Source organism: Microbispora rosea (genome assembly GCF_044460045.1).
Taxonomy (GTDB): domain Bacteria; phylum Actinomycetota; class Actinomycetes; order Streptosporangiales; family Streptosporangiaceae; genus Microbispora; species Microbispora rosea.
The window spans coordinates 1,008,159-1,023,833 of the sequence record NZ_JBITJO010000004.1; the positions used below are offsets into that span (position 1 = coordinate 1,008,159).

General features: G+C 67.3%; 17 protein-coding genes. All 17 read right to left on the minus strand.

Features of this window, described 5'->3' with window-relative positions; translation table 11 throughout:
* Positions 1-103: 103 nt before the first annotated feature.
* Positions 104-403, minus strand: a complete 300-nt coding sequence (gene rpsQ, locus ACIBK1_RS21895; RefSeq protein ID WP_030508329.1) for a 30S ribosomal protein S17 — start codon at positions 401-403, stop codon at positions 104-106.
* Positions 396-632 (minus strand): 50S ribosomal protein L29, encoded by a 237-nt coding sequence (rpmC, locus tag ACIBK1_RS21900; RefSeq protein ID WP_030508328.1) that lies wholly within the window; start codon positions 630-632, stop codon positions 396-398. Before rpmC ends, rpsQ begins: the two co-directional genes overlap by 8 nt.
* Positions 632-1,051, minus strand: a complete 420-nt coding sequence (rplP, locus tag ACIBK1_RS21905; protein WP_030508327.1) for a 50S ribosomal protein L16 — start codon at positions 1,049-1,051, stop codon at positions 632-634. Before rplP ends, rpmC begins: the two co-directional genes overlap by 1 nt.
* A 2-nt stretch (positions 1,052-1,053) precedes the next feature.
* Positions 1,054-1,899, minus strand: a complete 846-nt coding sequence (gene rpsC, locus ACIBK1_RS21910) for a 30S ribosomal protein S3 (RefSeq protein WP_030508326.1) — start codon at positions 1,897-1,899, stop codon at positions 1,054-1,056.
* Positions 1,899-2,252: a 50S ribosomal protein L22 gene (gene rplV, locus ACIBK1_RS21915; protein ID WP_030508325.1), complete on the minus strand. Its 354-nt coding sequence runs from the start codon at positions 2,250-2,252 to the stop codon at positions 1,899-1,901. The genes rpsC and rplV overlap by 1 nt, the downstream gene beginning before the upstream one ends.
* 33 nt (positions 2,253-2,285) lie before the next feature.
* Entirely contained in the window at positions 2,286-2,564 is a 279-nt protein-coding gene (gene rpsS, locus ACIBK1_RS21920) for a 30S ribosomal protein S19 (RefSeq protein ID WP_030508324.1), read from the minus strand.
* An 11-nt stretch (positions 2,565-2,575) separates the two neighbouring features.
* On the minus strand, positions 2,576-3,412 hold the full coding sequence (gene rplB, locus ACIBK1_RS21925) for a 50S ribosomal protein L2 (protein WP_030508323.1): 837 nt from the start codon (positions 3,410-3,412) through the stop codon (positions 2,576-2,578).
* Between the two features lie 130 nt (positions 3,413-3,542).
* Positions 3,543-3,845 (minus strand): 50S ribosomal protein L23, encoded by a 303-nt coding sequence (rplW, locus tag ACIBK1_RS21930; protein ID WP_030508322.1) that lies wholly within the window; start codon positions 3,843-3,845, stop codon positions 3,543-3,545.
* Positions 3,845-4,495: a 50S ribosomal protein L4 gene (rplD, locus tag ACIBK1_RS21935; protein ID WP_076432503.1), complete on the minus strand. Its 651-nt coding sequence runs from the start codon at positions 4,493-4,495 to the stop codon at positions 3,845-3,847. The genes rplW and rplD overlap by 1 nt, the downstream gene beginning before the upstream one ends.
* Complete coding sequence (gene rplC, locus ACIBK1_RS21940) at positions 4,492-5,148, minus strand: 50S ribosomal protein L3 (protein ID WP_030508320.1); 657 nt, start codon at positions 5,146-5,148, stop codon at positions 4,492-4,494. Before rplC ends, rplD begins: the two co-directional genes overlap by 4 nt.
* A 13-nt stretch (positions 5,149-5,161) precedes the next feature.
* Positions 5,162-5,470: a 30S ribosomal protein S10 gene (rpsJ, locus tag ACIBK1_RS21945; protein WP_012887830.1), complete on the minus strand. Its 309-nt coding sequence runs from the start codon at positions 5,468-5,470 to the stop codon at positions 5,162-5,164.
* A 245-nt stretch (positions 5,471-5,715) separates the two neighbouring features.
* Positions 5,716-6,909 (minus strand): elongation factor Tu, encoded by a 1,194-nt coding sequence (gene tuf / locus ACIBK1_RS21950; protein WP_030508319.1) that lies wholly within the window; start codon positions 6,907-6,909, stop codon positions 5,716-5,718.
* Between the two features lie 162 nt (positions 6,910-7,071).
* Positions 7,072-9,120 carry an elongation factor G gene (gene fusA, locus ACIBK1_RS21955; RefSeq protein WP_051761814.1) on the minus strand — a complete coding sequence of 683 codons (2,049 nt, stop codon included), beginning with the start codon at positions 9,118-9,120 and terminating at the stop codon, positions 7,072-7,074.
* A gap of 84 nt (positions 9,121-9,204) precedes the next feature.
* The gene (gene rpsG / locus ACIBK1_RS21960; protein ID WP_030508317.1) at positions 9,205-9,675 is read right to left on the minus strand and encodes a 30S ribosomal protein S7; all 471 of its coding nucleotides are present in this window, start codon (positions 9,673-9,675) and stop codon (positions 9,205-9,207) included.
* A 1-nt stretch (position 9,676) separates the two neighbouring features.
* Entirely contained in the window at positions 9,677-10,051 is a 375-nt protein-coding gene (gene rpsL, locus ACIBK1_RS21965; RefSeq protein WP_030508316.1) for a 30S ribosomal protein S12, read from the minus strand.
* A gap of 562 nt (positions 10,052-10,613) precedes the next feature.
* On the minus strand, positions 10,614-14,489 hold the full coding sequence (locus ACIBK1_RS21970) for a DNA-directed RNA polymerase subunit beta' (RefSeq protein WP_357319269.1): 3,876 nt from the start codon (positions 14,487-14,489) through the stop codon (positions 10,614-10,616).
* A gap of 19 nt (positions 14,490-14,508) precedes the next feature.
* On the minus strand, positions 14,509-15,675 hold a 1,167-nt coding region (locus ACIBK1_RS21975; protein WP_449566887.1), incomplete at its 5' end, for a DNA-directed RNA polymerase subunit beta.

The window sequence follows — 15,675 nt, forward strand, 5'->3', positions numbered from 1 at the left end:
GTACGACCGCCGCCGCGGGCGGACGGGACCGATGGTCGGCCCCGCCCCTTGGACACCATCATGGGGGGCGGTCTCCCACCCCCCACGAGGCGCGTCTGTGGTGTTACTTGGCCTTCTCGAGGATCTCGACGACCCGCCACCGCTTGGTGGCCGACAGCGGCCGGGTCTCCATCAGGAGGACACGGTCGCCGACGCCGCAGGTGTTCTGCTCGTCGTGGGCCTTGTACTTGGTCGTACGGCGGATGACCTTGCCGTACAGCGGGTGCTTGACGCGGTCCTCGACGGCGACGACGACGGTCTTGTCCATCTTGTCGCTGACGACCAGGCCCTCGCGGGTCTTGCGGTAGTTCCGCTGAGTCTCCGCGGTCGTCTCAGTGGTCGGGGTCTCGGTTGCTTCAGACATCGCTCGGCTCCTTCTCGACCGTGACGATTCCGAGCTCGCGCTCGCGCATCACGGTGTAGATGCGGGCGATCTCGCGGCGGACGGCGCGCAGCCGCCCGTGGCTCTCCAGCTGACCCGTCGCCGACTGGAAGCGGAGGTTGAACAGCTCCTCCTTGGCTTCCTTCAGCTTCTGGACCAGCACCTCCTGGTCCTCGACACGCAGCTCCGCGGCGGTCAGACCCTTAGCCATCACGCCTCACCCACTTCACGCTTGACGAAACGGCACTTCATGGGGAGCTTGTGCATCGCGCGCCGCATGGCCTCACGGGCCACGGGCTCGGCGACACCGGACAGCTCGAACATGACACGGCCGGGCTTGACATTGGCGATCCACCACTCCGGAGAACCCTTACCGGAACCCATGCGGGTCTCGGCCGGCTTCTTCGTCAGGGGGCGGTCCGGGAAGATGTTGATCCACACCTTGCCGCCACGGCGGATGTGCCGGGTCATGGCGATACGCGCGGCCTCGATCTGGCGGTTGGTCACGTAGGAGTGCTCAAGCGCCTGAATGCCGAACTCGCCGAAGACGACCCGGGTGCCGCCCTTGGCGGCGCCGCTGCGGTCGGGCCGGTGCTGCTTGCGGTGCTTGACCCTGCGCGGGATCAGCATGGTCAGCTCCCTTCAGCACCCGGCTGCTCCGCCGGGCCGGTCTCGGGGGCGGCCTGCGCGGCCGCCTCAGTCCTGGGTGCACGGTCGTTACGGCCCGCGCCGCCACGACGCGGACGCTCGCCGCCACGACGCGGACGCTCGCCCGCGCCACCGCGACGGTCGTCGCGCTCACGACGCTGGCTCGCGCGGGCGCCGGCCGCGGCCGCCTCCCGCTCGGAACGGCTGGTCGGAGCCTCGCCCTTGTAGATCCACACCTTCACGCCGATGCGGCCGAAGGTGGTGCGGGCCTCGTAGAAGCCGTAGTCGACGTCCGCGCGGAGCGTGTGCAGGGGCACGCGGCCCTCGCGGTAGAACTCCGAGCGCGACATCTCGGCGCCGCCCAGACGGCCGGAGCACTGGACACGGATGCCCTTGGCCCCGCTCTTCATGGCGGACTGCATGGCCTTACGCATGGCCCGGCGGAACGAGACGCGGCTGGACAGCTGCTCGGCCACGCCCTGCGCGACGAGCTGCGCGTCGATCTCGGGGTTCTTCACCTCGAGGATGTTCAGCTGGACCTGCTTCTTGGTCAGCTTCTCCAGGTCGCCGCGGATGCGGTCGGCCTCCGCGCCGCGACGGCCGATGACGATGCCCGGCCGGGCGGTGTGGATGTCGACCTGGACGCGGTCGGTCGTGCGCTCGATCTCGACCTTGGAGATGCCGGCCCGCTCCATACCCTTCTGCAGCATGCGGCGGATCGACACGTCCTCGGCGACGTACGACTTGTACAGCTTGTCGGCGTACCACCGGCTCTTGAAGTCGGTCGTGATGCCGAGGCGGAACCCGTGCGGGTTAACCTTCTGGCCCACTAGCGGGTCCTTCCCTTCGGCTCGCGGGACTCCACGATCACGGTGATGTGGCTGGTCCGCTTGTTGATCCGATAGGCACGACCCTGGGCGCGCGGGCGAAAACGCTTGAGGGTCGGACCCTCGTCTACCCATGCGCGGCTCACGAAGAGCGTCTCCCGGTCGAGCTTGAAGTTGTGCTCAGCGTTCGCGATCGCGCTCGAGAGCACCTTGTAGACGGTCTCGCTCGCCGACTGGGGAGCGAACTGCAGCACGGCCTGCGCCTCCGAAGCGGGCAGCCCGCGAATGAGGTCCACCACACGGCGGGCCTTCCGGGGCGTGTGGCGCGCGTACCGCGCCTGTGCCCTGGCTTCCATCGCTTTCTCCTCTAACTGCTGGCTTGAAGGCGCTTACCGCCGGCTGCGGCGGTCTTCCTTGACGTGGCTGCGGAACGTCCGCGTGGGGGCGAACTCACCGAGCTTGTGACCGATCATCGATTCGGTGACGAACACCGGAACGTGCTTGCGGCCGTCGTGCACGGCGATCGTGTGACCAATCATGTCGGGCACGATCATGGAGCGCCGCGACCACGTCTTGATGACGTTCTTGGTGCCCTTCTCGTTCTGGGCGTCCACCTTCTTCTGCAGGTGGTCGTCCACGAAGGGACCCTTCTTAAGACTACGTGGCATATCGGCTGCTCCTACCGCTTCTTCCTCTTGCTCCGACGACGGATGATCAGCCGGTCGCTCGGCTTGTTCGGCTGCCGCGTGCGGCCCTCGGGCTTGCCCTTCGGGTTCACCGGGTGGCGACCACCGGAGGTCTTGCCCTCACCACCACCGTGCGGGTGGTCGACCGGGTTCATGGCGACACCGCGGACTGTGGGGCGCTTGCCCTTCCAGCGGTTGCGGCCGGCCTTGCCGATGTTGATGTTGGCCTGCTCGGCGTTGCCCACCTGGCCCACCGAGGCCCGGCAGCGCACGTCGACCTGGCGCATTTCTCCGGACGGCATACGCAGCGTGGCGTACATGCCCTCCTTGGCGAGCAGCTGGATCTGCGCACCGGCGCTGCGGCCGAGCTTGGCGCCGCCACCGGGGCGCAGCTCCACCGCGTGGATGAAGGTACCGGTCGGAATGTTGCGCAGCGGCAGGCAGTTGCCCGGCTTGATGTCGGCCGTGGGGCCGTTCTCGATCCGGTCCCCCTGCTTGAGGCCGACCGGGGCGAGGATGTAGCGCTTCTCGCCGTCGGCGTAGTGGAGCAGCGCGATGCGGGAGGTCCGGTTCGGGTCGTACTCGATGTGCGCGACCTTGGCCGGGATCCCGTCCTTGTCGTGGCGGCGGAAGTCGATGATCCGGTAGGCGCGCTTGTGCCCGCCTCCCTGGTGCCGGGCGGTCACCCGGCCGTGGACGTTACGGCCGCCCTTGCTGTGCAGTGGGGCAAGCAGCGACTTCTCCGGGGTGCTGCGCGTGATCTCGGCAAAGTCCGAGACGCTCGCGCCGCGCCGACCCGGAGTCGTCGGCTTGTACTTACGGATGCCCATCTTTTTCGTTCATCCTTCGTCGGTTCGTACCGGTCGGGGTCCGCCTCACGGCGGTCCCCCCGGTGCTCTCTTCCTCGGGGCCGGTCCCTCGCACGATGGCGAGGGGCCCCTCTCCCCGCTGCGGCAGGTGCTAGCCGATCTGACCGAAGATGTCGATCCGCTCGCCCTCGGCCAGGCTCACGATCGCGCGCTTGGTGGTCGGGCGCTGGCCGTAACCGAGCTTGGTCCGCTTGCGCTTGCCCTGGCGGTTGATCGTGTTCACGCCGGTCACCTTGACACCGAAGATCTGCTCGACGGCGATCTTCACCTGCGTCTTGTTGGCACCCTTGCGCACCAGGAACGTGTACTTGTTGTGCTCATCGATCAGGCCGTAGCTCTTCTCGGAGACGATCGGCTTGAGGATGATGTCGCGCGGGTCGGCGATCTTCTGCATCAGGCCTCTTCCTTCCCGCTGTTCGCCAGCCGGGCCACGACCTGGTCGTAGGCCTCACGGGTGAAGACCACGTCGTCGTGACACAGCACGTCGTAGGTGTTCAGCTGTCCCGCGTCCAGCAGGTGGACCTCGGGCGCGTTGCGCAGGCTGAGCCAGGTCAGCTCGTCGTTCTCGTCGACCACGACGAGCACGCTGCGGGCCTGCGTGATCTTGCGCAGCGCCTCCAGGGTGGCCCTGGTCTTGGGCGTGTCACCCGTGACGAGGCTGTCCACCACGTGGACGCGGCCGCCGCCGGCCCGGTCGGACAGCGCGCCCTTGAGGGCGGCCGCCTTCATCTTCTTGGGCGTCCGCTGCTCGTACGAGCGCGGCTGCGGGCCGTGGACGGTGCCACCGCCGGCGAACTGCGGCGCGCGGGTCGAGCCCTGGCGGGCGCGGCCGGTGCCCTTCTGCCGGTACGGCTTCTTGCCGCCGCCGGAAACGGCGCCACGGGTCTTGGTGGCGTGGGTCCCCTGCCGGCGAGCGGCGAGCTGGGCGACGACCACCTGGTGGATCAGCGGGACGTTGACCTTGGCCCCGAAGACCTCCTCGGGGAGGTCGACGGTCCCCGTCTTGGCGCCGCTGGCGTCGAGGACGTCAATGGTCGTGGTCACTTCGCAGCAACCCCCTTCTTGGCAGCGGTGCGGAGGAGAACCAGGCTGCCGTTGGCGCCGGGGATCGCACCCTTGATCAGGATGAGGCCCTTCTCGGCGTCCACGGCGTGCACCTTGAGGCTCTGGACCGTCGTGCGGACGTTGCCCATCCGGCCGGCCATGCGCAGGCCCTTGAAGACGCGGCCCGGGGTGGCGCAACCGCCGATGGAACCCGGGGAGCGGTGCTTGCGCTGGGTACCGTGCGAAGCGCCCAGACCACGGAAGTTGTGGCGCTTCATGACACCGGCGAAGCCCTTGCCCTTGCTCTTGCCAGTGACGTCGATGTACTGGCCGGCCTCGAAGGTGTCGGCGAGGAGCTCCTGGCCGACCGTGTACTCGGAGGCGTCGTCGGTGCGAACCTCGGCGAAGTAGCGGCGCGGGGTGATGTCGTGCTTGCGCAGGTAGTCGCCCAGGGGCTTGTTCACCTTGCGCGGGTCGATCTGCCCGTAGCCGAGCTGGACGGCGGAGTAGCCGTCCTTCTCCGGAGTGCGGACCCGGGTCACCACGCACGGACCGGCCTCGACGACGGTGACCGGGATCACCCGGTTCGCCTCATCGAAGACCTGGGTCATGCCGAGCTTCTTGCCCAGGACGCCCTTGATCTGCTTAGCCATGTCAGTGCGTTCCTTACAGCTTGATCGAGATGTCCACGCCGGCGGGAAGGTCGAGACGCATGAGCGAGTCAACCGTCTTCGGCGTCGGGTCGATGATGTCAATCAGCCGCTTGTGCGTACGCATCTCAAAGTGCTCGCGGCTGTCCTTGTACTTGTGCGGCGACCGGATGACGCAGTACACGTTCTTCTCGGTCGGCAGCGGCACCGGGCCAGCGACCTTGGCGCCGGTCCGCGTCACCGTCTCGACGATCTTCTTGGCCGAGCTGTCGATGACCTCGTGGTCATACGCCTTAAGCCGGATGCGGATCTTCTGTCCCGCCATAATGGCCTCGGTGTCCTTCGCTGTCGTCCTATAAAGCTTCGCGCGGCCTGTTGCCGCAGGTCTGTTTCCACATGACCGACGCCCGGATTCGGTCCGGTGTTCCGTGATCTGGCAGTGACTTCGGTCGAAGTGCGGCCGAAAGCACTGCGAGATCACGGTCTCGTCGTCCGTGGGGGGGCCGTCGCCGGCCCCTGCGCGGTGCGGCGGTCAGGCCCGGTGGACCCGACCGCCGCCCAGCGGTGCTGCTACTTGATGACCTTCGTGACGCGACCGGCGCCGACGGTGCGGCCACCCTCACGGATCGCGAACTTGAGGCCTTCCTCCATCGCGATCGGCTGGATGAGCTGGACGGTCATCTCGGTGTTGTCACCGGGCATGACCATCTCGGTGCCCTCCGGCAGGTTCACGACGCCCGTCACGTCAGTCGTACGGAAGTAGAACTGAGGACGGTAGTTGTTGAAGAACGGCGTGTGGCGGCCGCCCTCGTCCTTGGACAGGATGTAGACCTGCGCCTCGAACTCGGTGTGCGGGGTGGTCGTGCCCGGCTTGATGACACACTGGCCGCGCTCGACGTCCTCACGCTTGATGCCGCGGAGGAGCAGACCGACGTTGTCACCGGCCTGGCCCTCGTCGAGGAGCTTGCGGAACATCTCGACGCCGGTGACGGTCGTCGTGGTGCTCTTCTCCTTGATGCCGATGATGTCGACGGTCTCGTTGACCTTGACGACACCGCGCTCGATACGGCCGGTGACGACGGTGCCACGACCGGTGATCGAGAACACGTCCTCGATCGGCATGAGGAACGGCTTGTCGGTGTCACGAACGGGCTCGGGGACGTTCTCGTCCACGGCGTTCATGAGCTCGATGATGGAGTCGCCCCACTTCTCGTCGCCCTCGAGCGCCTTCAGCGCCGAGACGCGCACGACCGGCAGGTCGTCGCCCGGGAACTCCTGGGCGGACAGCAGCTCGCGGACCTCGAGCTCGACGAGCTCCAGGATCTCCTCGTCGTCGACCATGTCGGCCTTGTTGAGGGCCACGACGATGTAGGGGACGCCGACCTGGCGGGCCAGGAGGACGTGCTCCTTCGTCTGCGGCATCGGACCGTCGGTCGCCGCGACCACCAGGATCGCGCCGTCCATCTGGGCGGCACCGGTGATCATGTTCTTCACGTAGTCGGCGTGACCGGGGCAGTCCACGTGGGCGTAGTGGCGCTTCTCGGTCTGGTACTCGACGTGCGCGATGGAGATGGTGATTCCGCGAGCCTTCTCCTCGGGCGCCTTGTCGATCTTGTCGAACGGGGTCGCCTCGTTGAGCTGCGGGAAACGGTCGTGAAGCACCTTGGTGATCGCCGCGGTCAGAGTGGTCTTGCCGTGGTCGATGTGCCCAATGGTGCCGATGTTCACGTGCGGCTTGTTCCGCTCGAACTTGGCCTTGGCCACTGGTCTGTCTCCTTAGAGATTCTGACTTGACTTTCGTCTTCTACCTCAGGCTGTGCACGGCGGGAGCACTCCCCCGCCGTGCACCGAGCGGAACTATTCGTCCCGAGCCCCTCTGGCTACGGGGCGACGATCTCTACGGCGCCCCGCCACAGTGGTGCGGAACTATTCGCCCCGAGCCTTCGCGACGATCTCCTTGGCGATGCCCGGGGGCACCTCCGCGTAGGAGTCGAACTGCATGCTGTAGCTCGCCCGTCCCTGAGTGCGGCTGCGCAGGTCGCCCACGTAGCCGAACATCTCGGAGAGCGGAACGAGCGCCCTGATCACACGGGCGCCGGACCGTTCGTCCATTGCCTGGATCTGTCCGCGACGACCGTTAAGGTCGCCGATGACGTCTCCCATGTAGTCCTCGGGCGTGGTGACCTCGACGGCCATCATCGGCTCGAGGAGTACGGCGTCTGCCCTGCGCGCGGCCTCCTTGAAGGCCATCGAGCCGGCAATCTTGAAGGCCATTTCCGACGAGTCGACCTCGTGGAAGGCACCGTCCTGAAGCGTGACCTTGACGCCGACCATCGGGTAGCCGGCGAGCACGCCGAACTCGGCCGCCTCCTGCGCGCCCGCGTCCACCGACGGGATGTACTCCCGCGGGATGCGGCCACCGGTGACCTTGTTCTCGAACTCGTAACCGTCGTTGCCCTCGCCCAGCGGCTCCAGGTTGATGATCACGCGCGCGAACTGGCCGGAACCACCGGTCTGCTTCTTGTGCGTGTACTCGACCTTCTCCACCTTGCGGCGGATGGTCTCGCGGTAGGCGACCTGCGGGCGGCCGACGTTCGCCTCGACCTTGAACTCGCGGCGCATCCGGTCGACGAGGATCTCCAGGTGGAGTTCGCCCATACCCCAGATGACCGTCTGACCGGTCTCCTCGTCACGGCGGACCTGGAAGGACGGGTCCTCCTCGGCCAGCCGCTGGATCGCGGTGCCCAGCTTCTCCTGGTCGCCCTTGGTCTTGGGCTCGATCGCGACGTTGATGACCGGCGCGGGGAACGTCATCGACTCGAGGACGACCTGCTTGACCGGGTCCGACAGAGTGTCGCCGGTGGTGGTGTCCTTCAGGCCCATGACGGCCACGATCTGACCAGCGGTCGCGGACGGGCGCTCCTCGCGCTTGTTCGCGTGCATCTGGTAGATCTTGCCGATCCGCTCCTTCTTGCCCTTGACCGAGTTCACCACGGTGGTGCCGGTCTCGAGCGTTCCGGAGTAGACGCGGATGTAGGTGAGCTTGCCCAGGTGCGGGTCGCTCATGATCTTGAACGCCAGCGCCGCGAAGGGCTCGTTCGGGTCCGCGTGGCGCTCGATGGCCTCCTCCTCGTTGCCCACCGCGTGGCCCTTGAAGGCCGGAATGTCGGTGGGAGCGGGGAGGTAGGCGACGATCGCGTCGAGCAGGGGCTGCACGCCCTTGTTCTTGAAGGCGGTGCCGCACAGGACCGGGTTGATCGCGCTGCTGATGGTCGCCCGGCGGATGGCCGCGACGAGCTGCTCCTCGGTGGGCTCGACGCCCTCCAGGAAGAGCTCCATGAGCTCGTCGTCGTTCTCGGCGACGGTCTCGACGAGCTTGTCGCGCCACTCACGGGCGGCGTCGGCGTGGTCGGCCGGGATGTCGACGGTGTCGTACATCTCGCCCTTGGCCGCCTCGGCGCTCCAGAGCAGGCCCTTCATCTTCACCAGGTCGATGACGCCCTTGAAGTCGGCCTCGACGCCCCAGGGAAGCTGGATGACCGCCGGCGTGGAACCCAGCCGGGTGATCATCATGTCGACACAGCGGTGGAACTCCGCGCCGACCCGGTCCATCTTGTTCACGAAGCAGATGCGGGGCACGCCGTACCGGTCGGCCTGGCGCCAGACCGTCTCCGACTGCGGCTCGACGCCGGCGACGCCATCGAACACCGCGACCGCGCCGTCGAGAACACGCAGCGACCGCTCGACCTCGATGGTGAAGTCCACGTGTCCGGGCGTGTCGATGATGTTGATCGTGTGATCAAGCCAGCTGCAGGTGGTCGCGGCGGAGGTGATGGTGATGCCGCGCTCCTGCTCCTGCTCCATCCAGTCCATGGTGGCAGCGCCCTCATGAACCTCACCGATCTTGTAGTTGATGCCGGTGTAGAACAGGATGCGCTCAGTCGTCGTGGTCTTGCCCGCGTCGATATGGGCCATGATCCCGATGTTGCGGACCCTGGCCAGGTCAAGAGCGGTCGTGGTGGCCACTTCTTCGCGTCCTTAACTCGTCGTCGGTGCTCACTACCAGCGGTAGTGGGCGAAGGCCTTGTTGGACTCGGCCATCTTGTGCGTGTCCTCGCGCCGCTTGACGCTGGCGCCGAGGCCGTTGCTCGCGTCGAGCAGCTCGTTCATGAGCCGCTCGGTCATGGTCTTCTCGCGGCGTGCGCGGGAGTACTGGACGAGCCACCGCAGCGCCAGCGTGGTGCTGCGCGAGGCCTTGACCTCGACCGGCACCTGGTAGGTGGCGCCACCGACGCGGCGGCTCTTCACCTCGAGCGTCGGGCGGACGTTGTCGAGAGCGCGCTTGAGGGTGACGACCGGGTCGTTGCCGGTCTTGTCCTTGCAGCCCTCGAGGGCGCCGTAGACGATCGACTGCGCGAGGGAGCGCTTGCCGTCCAGGAGAACCTTGTTGATCAGAGCGGTGACCAGCGGCGAGTTGTGCACCGGGTCAGCGACCAGCTGGCGGCGGCCAGGGGAACCCTTGCGCGGCATGTCAGCTCTTCTCCTTCTTCGCGCCGTAGCGGCTGCGGGCCTGCTTGCGGTTGCGGACGGCCTGAGTGTCCAGCGAACCACGGATGATCTTGTAGCGAACACCCGGCAGGTCCTTCACACGACCACCACGCACGAGCACCATCGAGTGCTCCTGGAGGTTGTGGCCCACCCCGGGGATGTAAGCCGTGACCTCGATGCCGTTGGTGAGCCGAACACGGGCCACCTTGCGCAGCGCCGAGTTGGGCTTCTTGGGGGTCGTCGTGTAAACGCGGGTGCAAACGCCGCGCCGCTGCGGGCTCCCCTTGAGGGCAGGAGTCTTGGTCTTGCTGACCTTGTCCTGCCGGCCCTTACGGACCAACTGCTGAATGGTGGGCACCGCGTCTCCGTTTCGTGCCTAGCCGGTGATACGTAGGACCCGGTCGAGGTGGCGACGCCGCCTCTCACAGGCTTGCAGGTACTGCCGGTGTCATGACCTGCTGGTTTTCCATCCCCTTCGACCCCCGCGGTCGGGCGTGTCGCGCGCTGGTCGCATCACACCCGGGCAGATCCGGTCGATCTGGAGGAGTCACGCGGCGCCCCCCGCACGCCCCTCTCATCGAGAAGCGGCATTTGAGCGCACGCATGCGAGCCCATAGACGGGCACGGTGGTAAAGCCTACCCGCCCCCGTACAACACGTCAAAACAGAGGAGGACGACCACGGAGGGACGTGCACCGCTGTTCGACATGCCACGACACCGACGGCCCAAACCAGACCGCCGAAGGACTCGGCCTCCCATCATACCGTCCCCACGAGCGGCTTCTCACGCTTTCCGCGCCGTCCGCACCCGGCGCCGCGCGCGTACGCGGAACACGGACAACGGAAAAGCGGCCCGGGGCGGGATGCCCCGGGCCGCTTCCGTACGTCCCCGCCGCGGCGATCGCTCACCGCGGCGACCTGTCAACGGCCGTACTGGCCGAAGTCGTACTCCTCCAGCGGGACGGCCTCGCCGCTGCCTGAGCCGAAGGTGTAGTCCGCCGCGGAGCCGTCGTAGCCGCCGACCGTGTACATCGCGGCCTTGGCCTCCTCGGTCGGCTCCACCCGGATGTTGCGGTACTGGGGCATGCCCGTACCGGCCGGGATGAGCTTACCGATGATGACGTTCTCCTTGAGGCCGAGCAGCGAGTCCGACTTGGCGTGGATCGCCGCGTCGGTGAGGACTCGCGTCGTCTCCTGGAAGGACGCCGCCGACAGCCACGACTCGGTGGCCAGCGACGCCTTGGTGATACCCATCAGGACCGGACGACCGGAGGCCGGCTGGCCGCCCTCCGCCACGGTCTGACGGTTCATCGCCTCGAAGCGCGGCCGCTCGACCAGCTCGCCGGGCAGCAGCTCGGTGTCGCCGGACTCCAGCACGTTCACGCGCTTGAGCATCTGGCGGACGATGACCTCGATGTGCTTGTCGTGGATCGACACACCCTGCGAGCGGTAGACCTGCTGCACCTCGTCCACCAGGTGGAGCTGGACGGCACGCGGGCCGAGGATGCGCAGGACCTCGTTGGGGTTGCGCGCACCGGCGATCAGAAGCTGGCCGACGTCGACGTGCTGCCCCTCCGAGACCAGCAGCCGCGACCGCATCGACACCGGGTAGGCGACCTCGTCGGAGCCGTCGTCCGGAGTGACCACGATCTTGCGGGTCTTGTCGGTCTCGTCGATCCGGATCCGGCCGGCGACCTCGCTGATCGGGGCCACACCCTTGGGGATGCGGGCCTCGAACAGCTCCTGGACACGCGGCAGACCGTGGGTGATGTCGGCGCCCGCCACACCACCGGTGTGGAAGGTACGCATGGTCAGCTGGGTGCCGGGCTCACCGATGGACTGGGCCGCGATGATGCCGACGGCCTCGCCGACGTCCACGAGCTTGCCGGTGGCCAGCGAGCGGCCGTAGCAGGTCGCGCAGACACCGATCTTGGCCTCGCAGACGAGCGTGCTGCGGGTCCTGACCGTCTCGATGCCGGCGTTCACCAGCGCCGTCACCACGTCGTCGTTGATGTCGACGCCCGCCGACGCGATGAGCTTGCCGTCCACCTCGACGTCCTCGGCCAGGATGCGGCCGTGCACGTTGCTCTCGGCGTTCTCGGCCTTGGCCAGGTTGCCCTGGGCGTCGCGCTCGCCGACGTGCAGCGGGACGGCCCGGTCGGTGCCGCAGTCGATCTCGCGCACGATGACGTCCTGCGCGACGTCGACCAGACGACGGGTCAGGTAACCGGAGTCGGCGGTCCGCAGCGCGGTGTCCGCCAGACCCTTCCGCTGGCCGTGGGTGGAGATGAAGTACTCCAGCACCGACAGGCCCTCACGGAAGGAGGACTTGATCGGACGCGGGATCGTCTCACCCTTGGTGTTGGACACCAGACCACGGATACCGGCGATCTGCCGCACCTGCATGCGGTTACCGCGGGCGCCGGAGTTGACCATCATCCAGACCGGGTTGGTCGCCGGGAACGCGTTGACCATGTCGGTCTCGACATCCGCCGTCGCGTGGGTCCAGATCTCGATGAGCTCCTGACGGCGCTCCTCGTCGGTGATCAGACCGCGGTCGTACTCCCGCTGGACCTTGTCGGCCCGCCTCTCGTACGACTCCATGATCTCGGCCTTGTTCGGCGGCGCCACGACGTCCTCGATGGAGATCGTGACACCGGCGCGGGTCGCCCAGTAGAAGCCGGCGTCCTTCAGCGAGTCGAGCGCGTTGGCCACCTCCACCTTCGGGTACCGCTCGGCCAGCTCGTTGACGATCGCCGAGAGCTGCTTCTTGCCGACCTGGTAGTTCACGAAGGGGTAGTTGGCGGGCAGCGTCTGGTTGAACAGGCACCGGCCCAGCGTGGTCTCCAGCCGGATCGGGTCGCCGGACTCCCAGCCCTCGGGGGCCTCCCAGCCCCGCGGCGGCGGGACGTCCTTGAGCCGCACCTGGACCTTGGCCTGGATGTCCAGCTCGTGGCGGTCGAAGGCCATGAGAGCCTCCGACACCGTGGCGAACACCCGGCCCTCGCCGCGGCCACCCTCCTTCTGGGTGGTCAGCCAGTACAGACCGATGACCATGTCCTGGGTGGGCATCGTCACCGGCTTGCCGTCCGCCGGCTTGAGGATGTTGTTGGTGGACAGCATCAGGATCCGGGCCTCGGCCTGGGCCTCGGCCGACAGCGGCAGGTGCACCGCCATCTGGTCGCCGTCGAAGTCCGCGTTGAACGCGGTGCAGACGAGCGGGTGGATCTGGATGGCCTTGCCCTCGACGAGCTGCGGCTCGAAGGCCTGGATGCCCAGGCGGTGCAGGGTGGGCGCACGGTTGAGCAGCACCGGGTGCTCGGTGATGACCTCTTCCAGCACGTCCCACACGACCGGCTTGGACCGCTCGACCATCCGCTTGGCGGACTTGATGTTCTGCGCGTGGTTGAGATCCACCAGGCGCTTCATCACGAACGGCTTGAACAGCTCCAGCGCCATCTGCTTGGGCAGGCCGCACTGGTGGAGCTTGAGCTGCGGGCCGACGACGATGACCGAACGGCCGGAGTAGTCGACACGCTTGCCGAGCAGGTTCTGCCGGAAACGACCCTGCTTACCCTTCAGCATGTCGCTGAGGGACTTCAGCGGACGGTTGCCGGGGCCCGTGACCGGGCGGCCGCGGCGGCCGTTGTCGAACAGGGCGTCGACGGCCTCCTGGAGCATCCGCTTCTCGTTGTTCACGATGATCTCGGGCGCGCCGAGGTCGAGCAGACGCTTGAGGCGGTTGTTCCGGTTGATGACCCGTCGGTACAGGTCGTTCAGGTCCGAGGTGGCGAAGCGGCCACCGTCGAGCTGGACCATCGGCCGCAGGTCCGGCGGAATCACCGGGATGCAGTCGAGGACCATGCCGCTCGGCGAGTTGCGGGTGTTGAGGAACGCCGCGACGACCTTGAGCCGCTTGAGGGCGCGGGCCTTCTTCTGGCCCTTGCCGCTGCGGATGGTCTCCCGCAGGTTCTCCGCCTCGGCCTCCAGGTCGAAGCTGGCCAGCCGCTCCTGGATGGCCTGGGCGCCCATGCCGCCGCGGAAGTAGCGGCCGAACCGGTCGCGCATCTCGCGGTAGAGCAGCTCGTCGCCCTCCAGGTCCTGGACCTTGAGGTTCTTGAAGCGGCTCCAGACCTCCTCGAGCCGGTCCAGCTCACGCTGGGCACGGTCGCGGAGCTGACGCATCTCGCGGTCGGCGCCCTCACGCACCTTGCGGCGGGCGTCGCCCTTGGCGCCGCTGGCCTCCAGCTCGGCCAGGTCGGCCTCGAGCTTCTTCTGGCGGGCCTCGATGTCGGCGTCACGGCGCTGCTCGATGTGCTGCCGCTCGACGGAGATCTTCGCCTCCAGCGACGGCAGGTCGCGGTCACGCATCTCGATGTCGACATGCGTGATCATGTACGCCGCGAAGTAGATGACCTTCTCCAGGTCCTTCGGGGCCAGGTCGAGCAGGTAACCGAGGCGCGACGGGACGCCCTTGAAGTACCAGATGTGGGTGACCGGAGCGGCCAGCTCGATGTGGCCCATCCGCTCGCGGCGCACCTTGGCGCGCGTGACCTCGACGCCACAGCGCTCACAGATGATGCCCTTGAAGCGGACGCGCTTGTACTTGCCGCAGTAGCACTCCCAGTCCCGGGTCGGACCGAAGATCTTCTCGCAGAAGAGCCCGTCCTTTTCCGGCTTGAGGGTCCGGTAGTTGATGGTCTCCGGCTTCTTCACCTCGCCGTGCGACCACTGCCTGATGTCGTCGGCGGTCGCGAGGCCGATGCGCAGCTCGTCGAAGAAGTTGACGTCGAGCACTAGATAATCCCCTTTTGAATCAGACCTCGTCGACGGTCATCGCGCCCTCGTGGGGACGCCGGGACAGGTCGATGCCGAGCTCCTCGGCCGCGCGGAAGACGTCCTCGTCGGTGTCCCTCATCTCGATCGACATGCCGTCGCTGGAGAGGACCTCGACGTTCAGACAGAGCGACTGCATCTCCTTGATGAGGACCTTGAAGGACTCCGGAATGCCCGCCTCGGGGATGTTCTCGCCCTTGACGATGGCCTCGTAGACCTTCACCCGGCCCAGGACGTCGTCGGACTTGATCGTCAGCAGCTCCTGCAGCGCGTAGGCCGCGCCGTAGGCCTCCAGGGCCCACACCTCCATCTCGCCGAAGCGCTGGCCGCCGAACTGCGCCTTACCACCCAGCGGCTGCTGGGTGATCATCGAGTACGGACCGGTCGAGCGAGCGTGAATCTTGTCGTCGACCAGGTGCAGCAGCTTCAGGATGTAGATGTAGCCGACCGAGATCGGGTGCGGGAACGGCTCGCCGGAGCGGCCGTCGAACAGCCGCGCCTTGCCGTTCTCCCCCACCATGCGGGAGCCGTCCCTGTTGAGCAGGGTGTTGTCCAGCAGGCCGACGATCTCACCCTCGTGGGCGCCGTCGAACACCGGCGTCGCGACCTTGGTCCAGGGCTCGACCCTGTCCAGGCCCTTGTCGCGCAGGCGCTCGGCCCAGGCCTCCTCGACCCCGCTGACGTCCCATCCGCGGGCGGCGATCCACCCCAGATGTGTCTCCAGCACCTGGCCGACGTTCATCCGGCCGGGCACGCCCAGCGGGTTGAGCACGATGTCGACCGGCGTGCCGTCCTCCAGGAACGGCATGTCCTCCACCGGCAGGATCTTGGAGATGACGCCCTTGTTGCCGTGACGGCCGGCGAGCTTGTCACCATCGGTGATCTTGCGCTTCTGCGCCACGTACACGCGCACCAGCTCGTTGACACCCGGGGGAAGCTCGTCGCCCTCCTCACGGCTGAACACCCGCACACCGATGACCTTGCCCGACTCACCGTGCGGCACCTTCAGCGAGGTGTCACGCACCTCACGCGCCTTCTCACCGAAGATCGCACGCAGCAGCCGCTCCTCGGGAGTCAGCTCCGTCTCACCCTTGGGCGTGACCTTCCCCACCAGGATGTCGCCGGTCACGACCTCGGCGCCGATCCG

What these genes read in the sequence shown, in the direction of transcription:
- rpsG (WP_030508317.1), bottom strand. Translation starts at nt 9,675, where the DNA reads ATGCCGCGCAAGGGTTCCCCTGGCCGCCGCCAGCTGGTCGCTGACCCG.
- rplV (WP_030508325.1), bottom strand. Translation starts at nt 2,252, where the DNA reads ATGGAAGCCAGGGCACAGGCGCGGTACGCGCGCCACACGCCCCGGAAG.
- rplB (WP_030508323.1), bottom strand. Translation starts at nt 3,412, where the DNA reads ATGGGCATCCGTAAGTACAAGCCGACGACTCCGGGTCGGCGCGGCGCG.
- fusA (WP_051761814.1), bottom strand. Translation starts at nt 9,120, where the DNA reads ATGGCCCATATCGACGCGGGCAAGACCACGACGACTGAGCGCATCCTG.
- rpsQ (WP_030508329.1), bottom strand. Translation starts at nt 403, where the DNA reads ATGTCTGAAGCAACCGAGACCCCGACCACTGAGACGACCGCGGAGACT.
- rplC (WP_030508320.1), bottom strand. Translation starts at nt 5,148, where the DNA reads ATGGCTAAGCAGATCAAGGGCGTCCTGGGCAAGAAGCTCGGCATGACC.
- rplW (WP_030508322.1), bottom strand. Translation starts at nt 3,845, where the DNA reads ATGCAGAAGATCGCCGACCCGCGCGACATCATCCTCAAGCCGATCGTC.
- rpmC (WP_030508328.1), bottom strand. Translation starts at nt 632, where the DNA reads ATGGCTAAGGGTCTGACCGCCGCGGAGCTGCGTGTCGAGGACCAGGAG.
- rpsJ (WP_012887830.1), bottom strand. Translation starts at nt 5,470, where the DNA reads ATGGCGGGACAGAAGATCCGCATCCGGCTTAAGGCGTATGACCACGAG.
- rpsS (WP_030508324.1), bottom strand. Translation starts at nt 2,564, where the DNA reads ATGCCACGTAGTCTTAAGAAGGGTCCCTTCGTGGACGACCACCTGCAG.
- rplP (WP_030508327.1), bottom strand. Translation starts at nt 1,051, where the DNA reads ATGCTGATCCCGCGCAGGGTCAAGCACCGCAAGCAGCACCGGCCCGAC.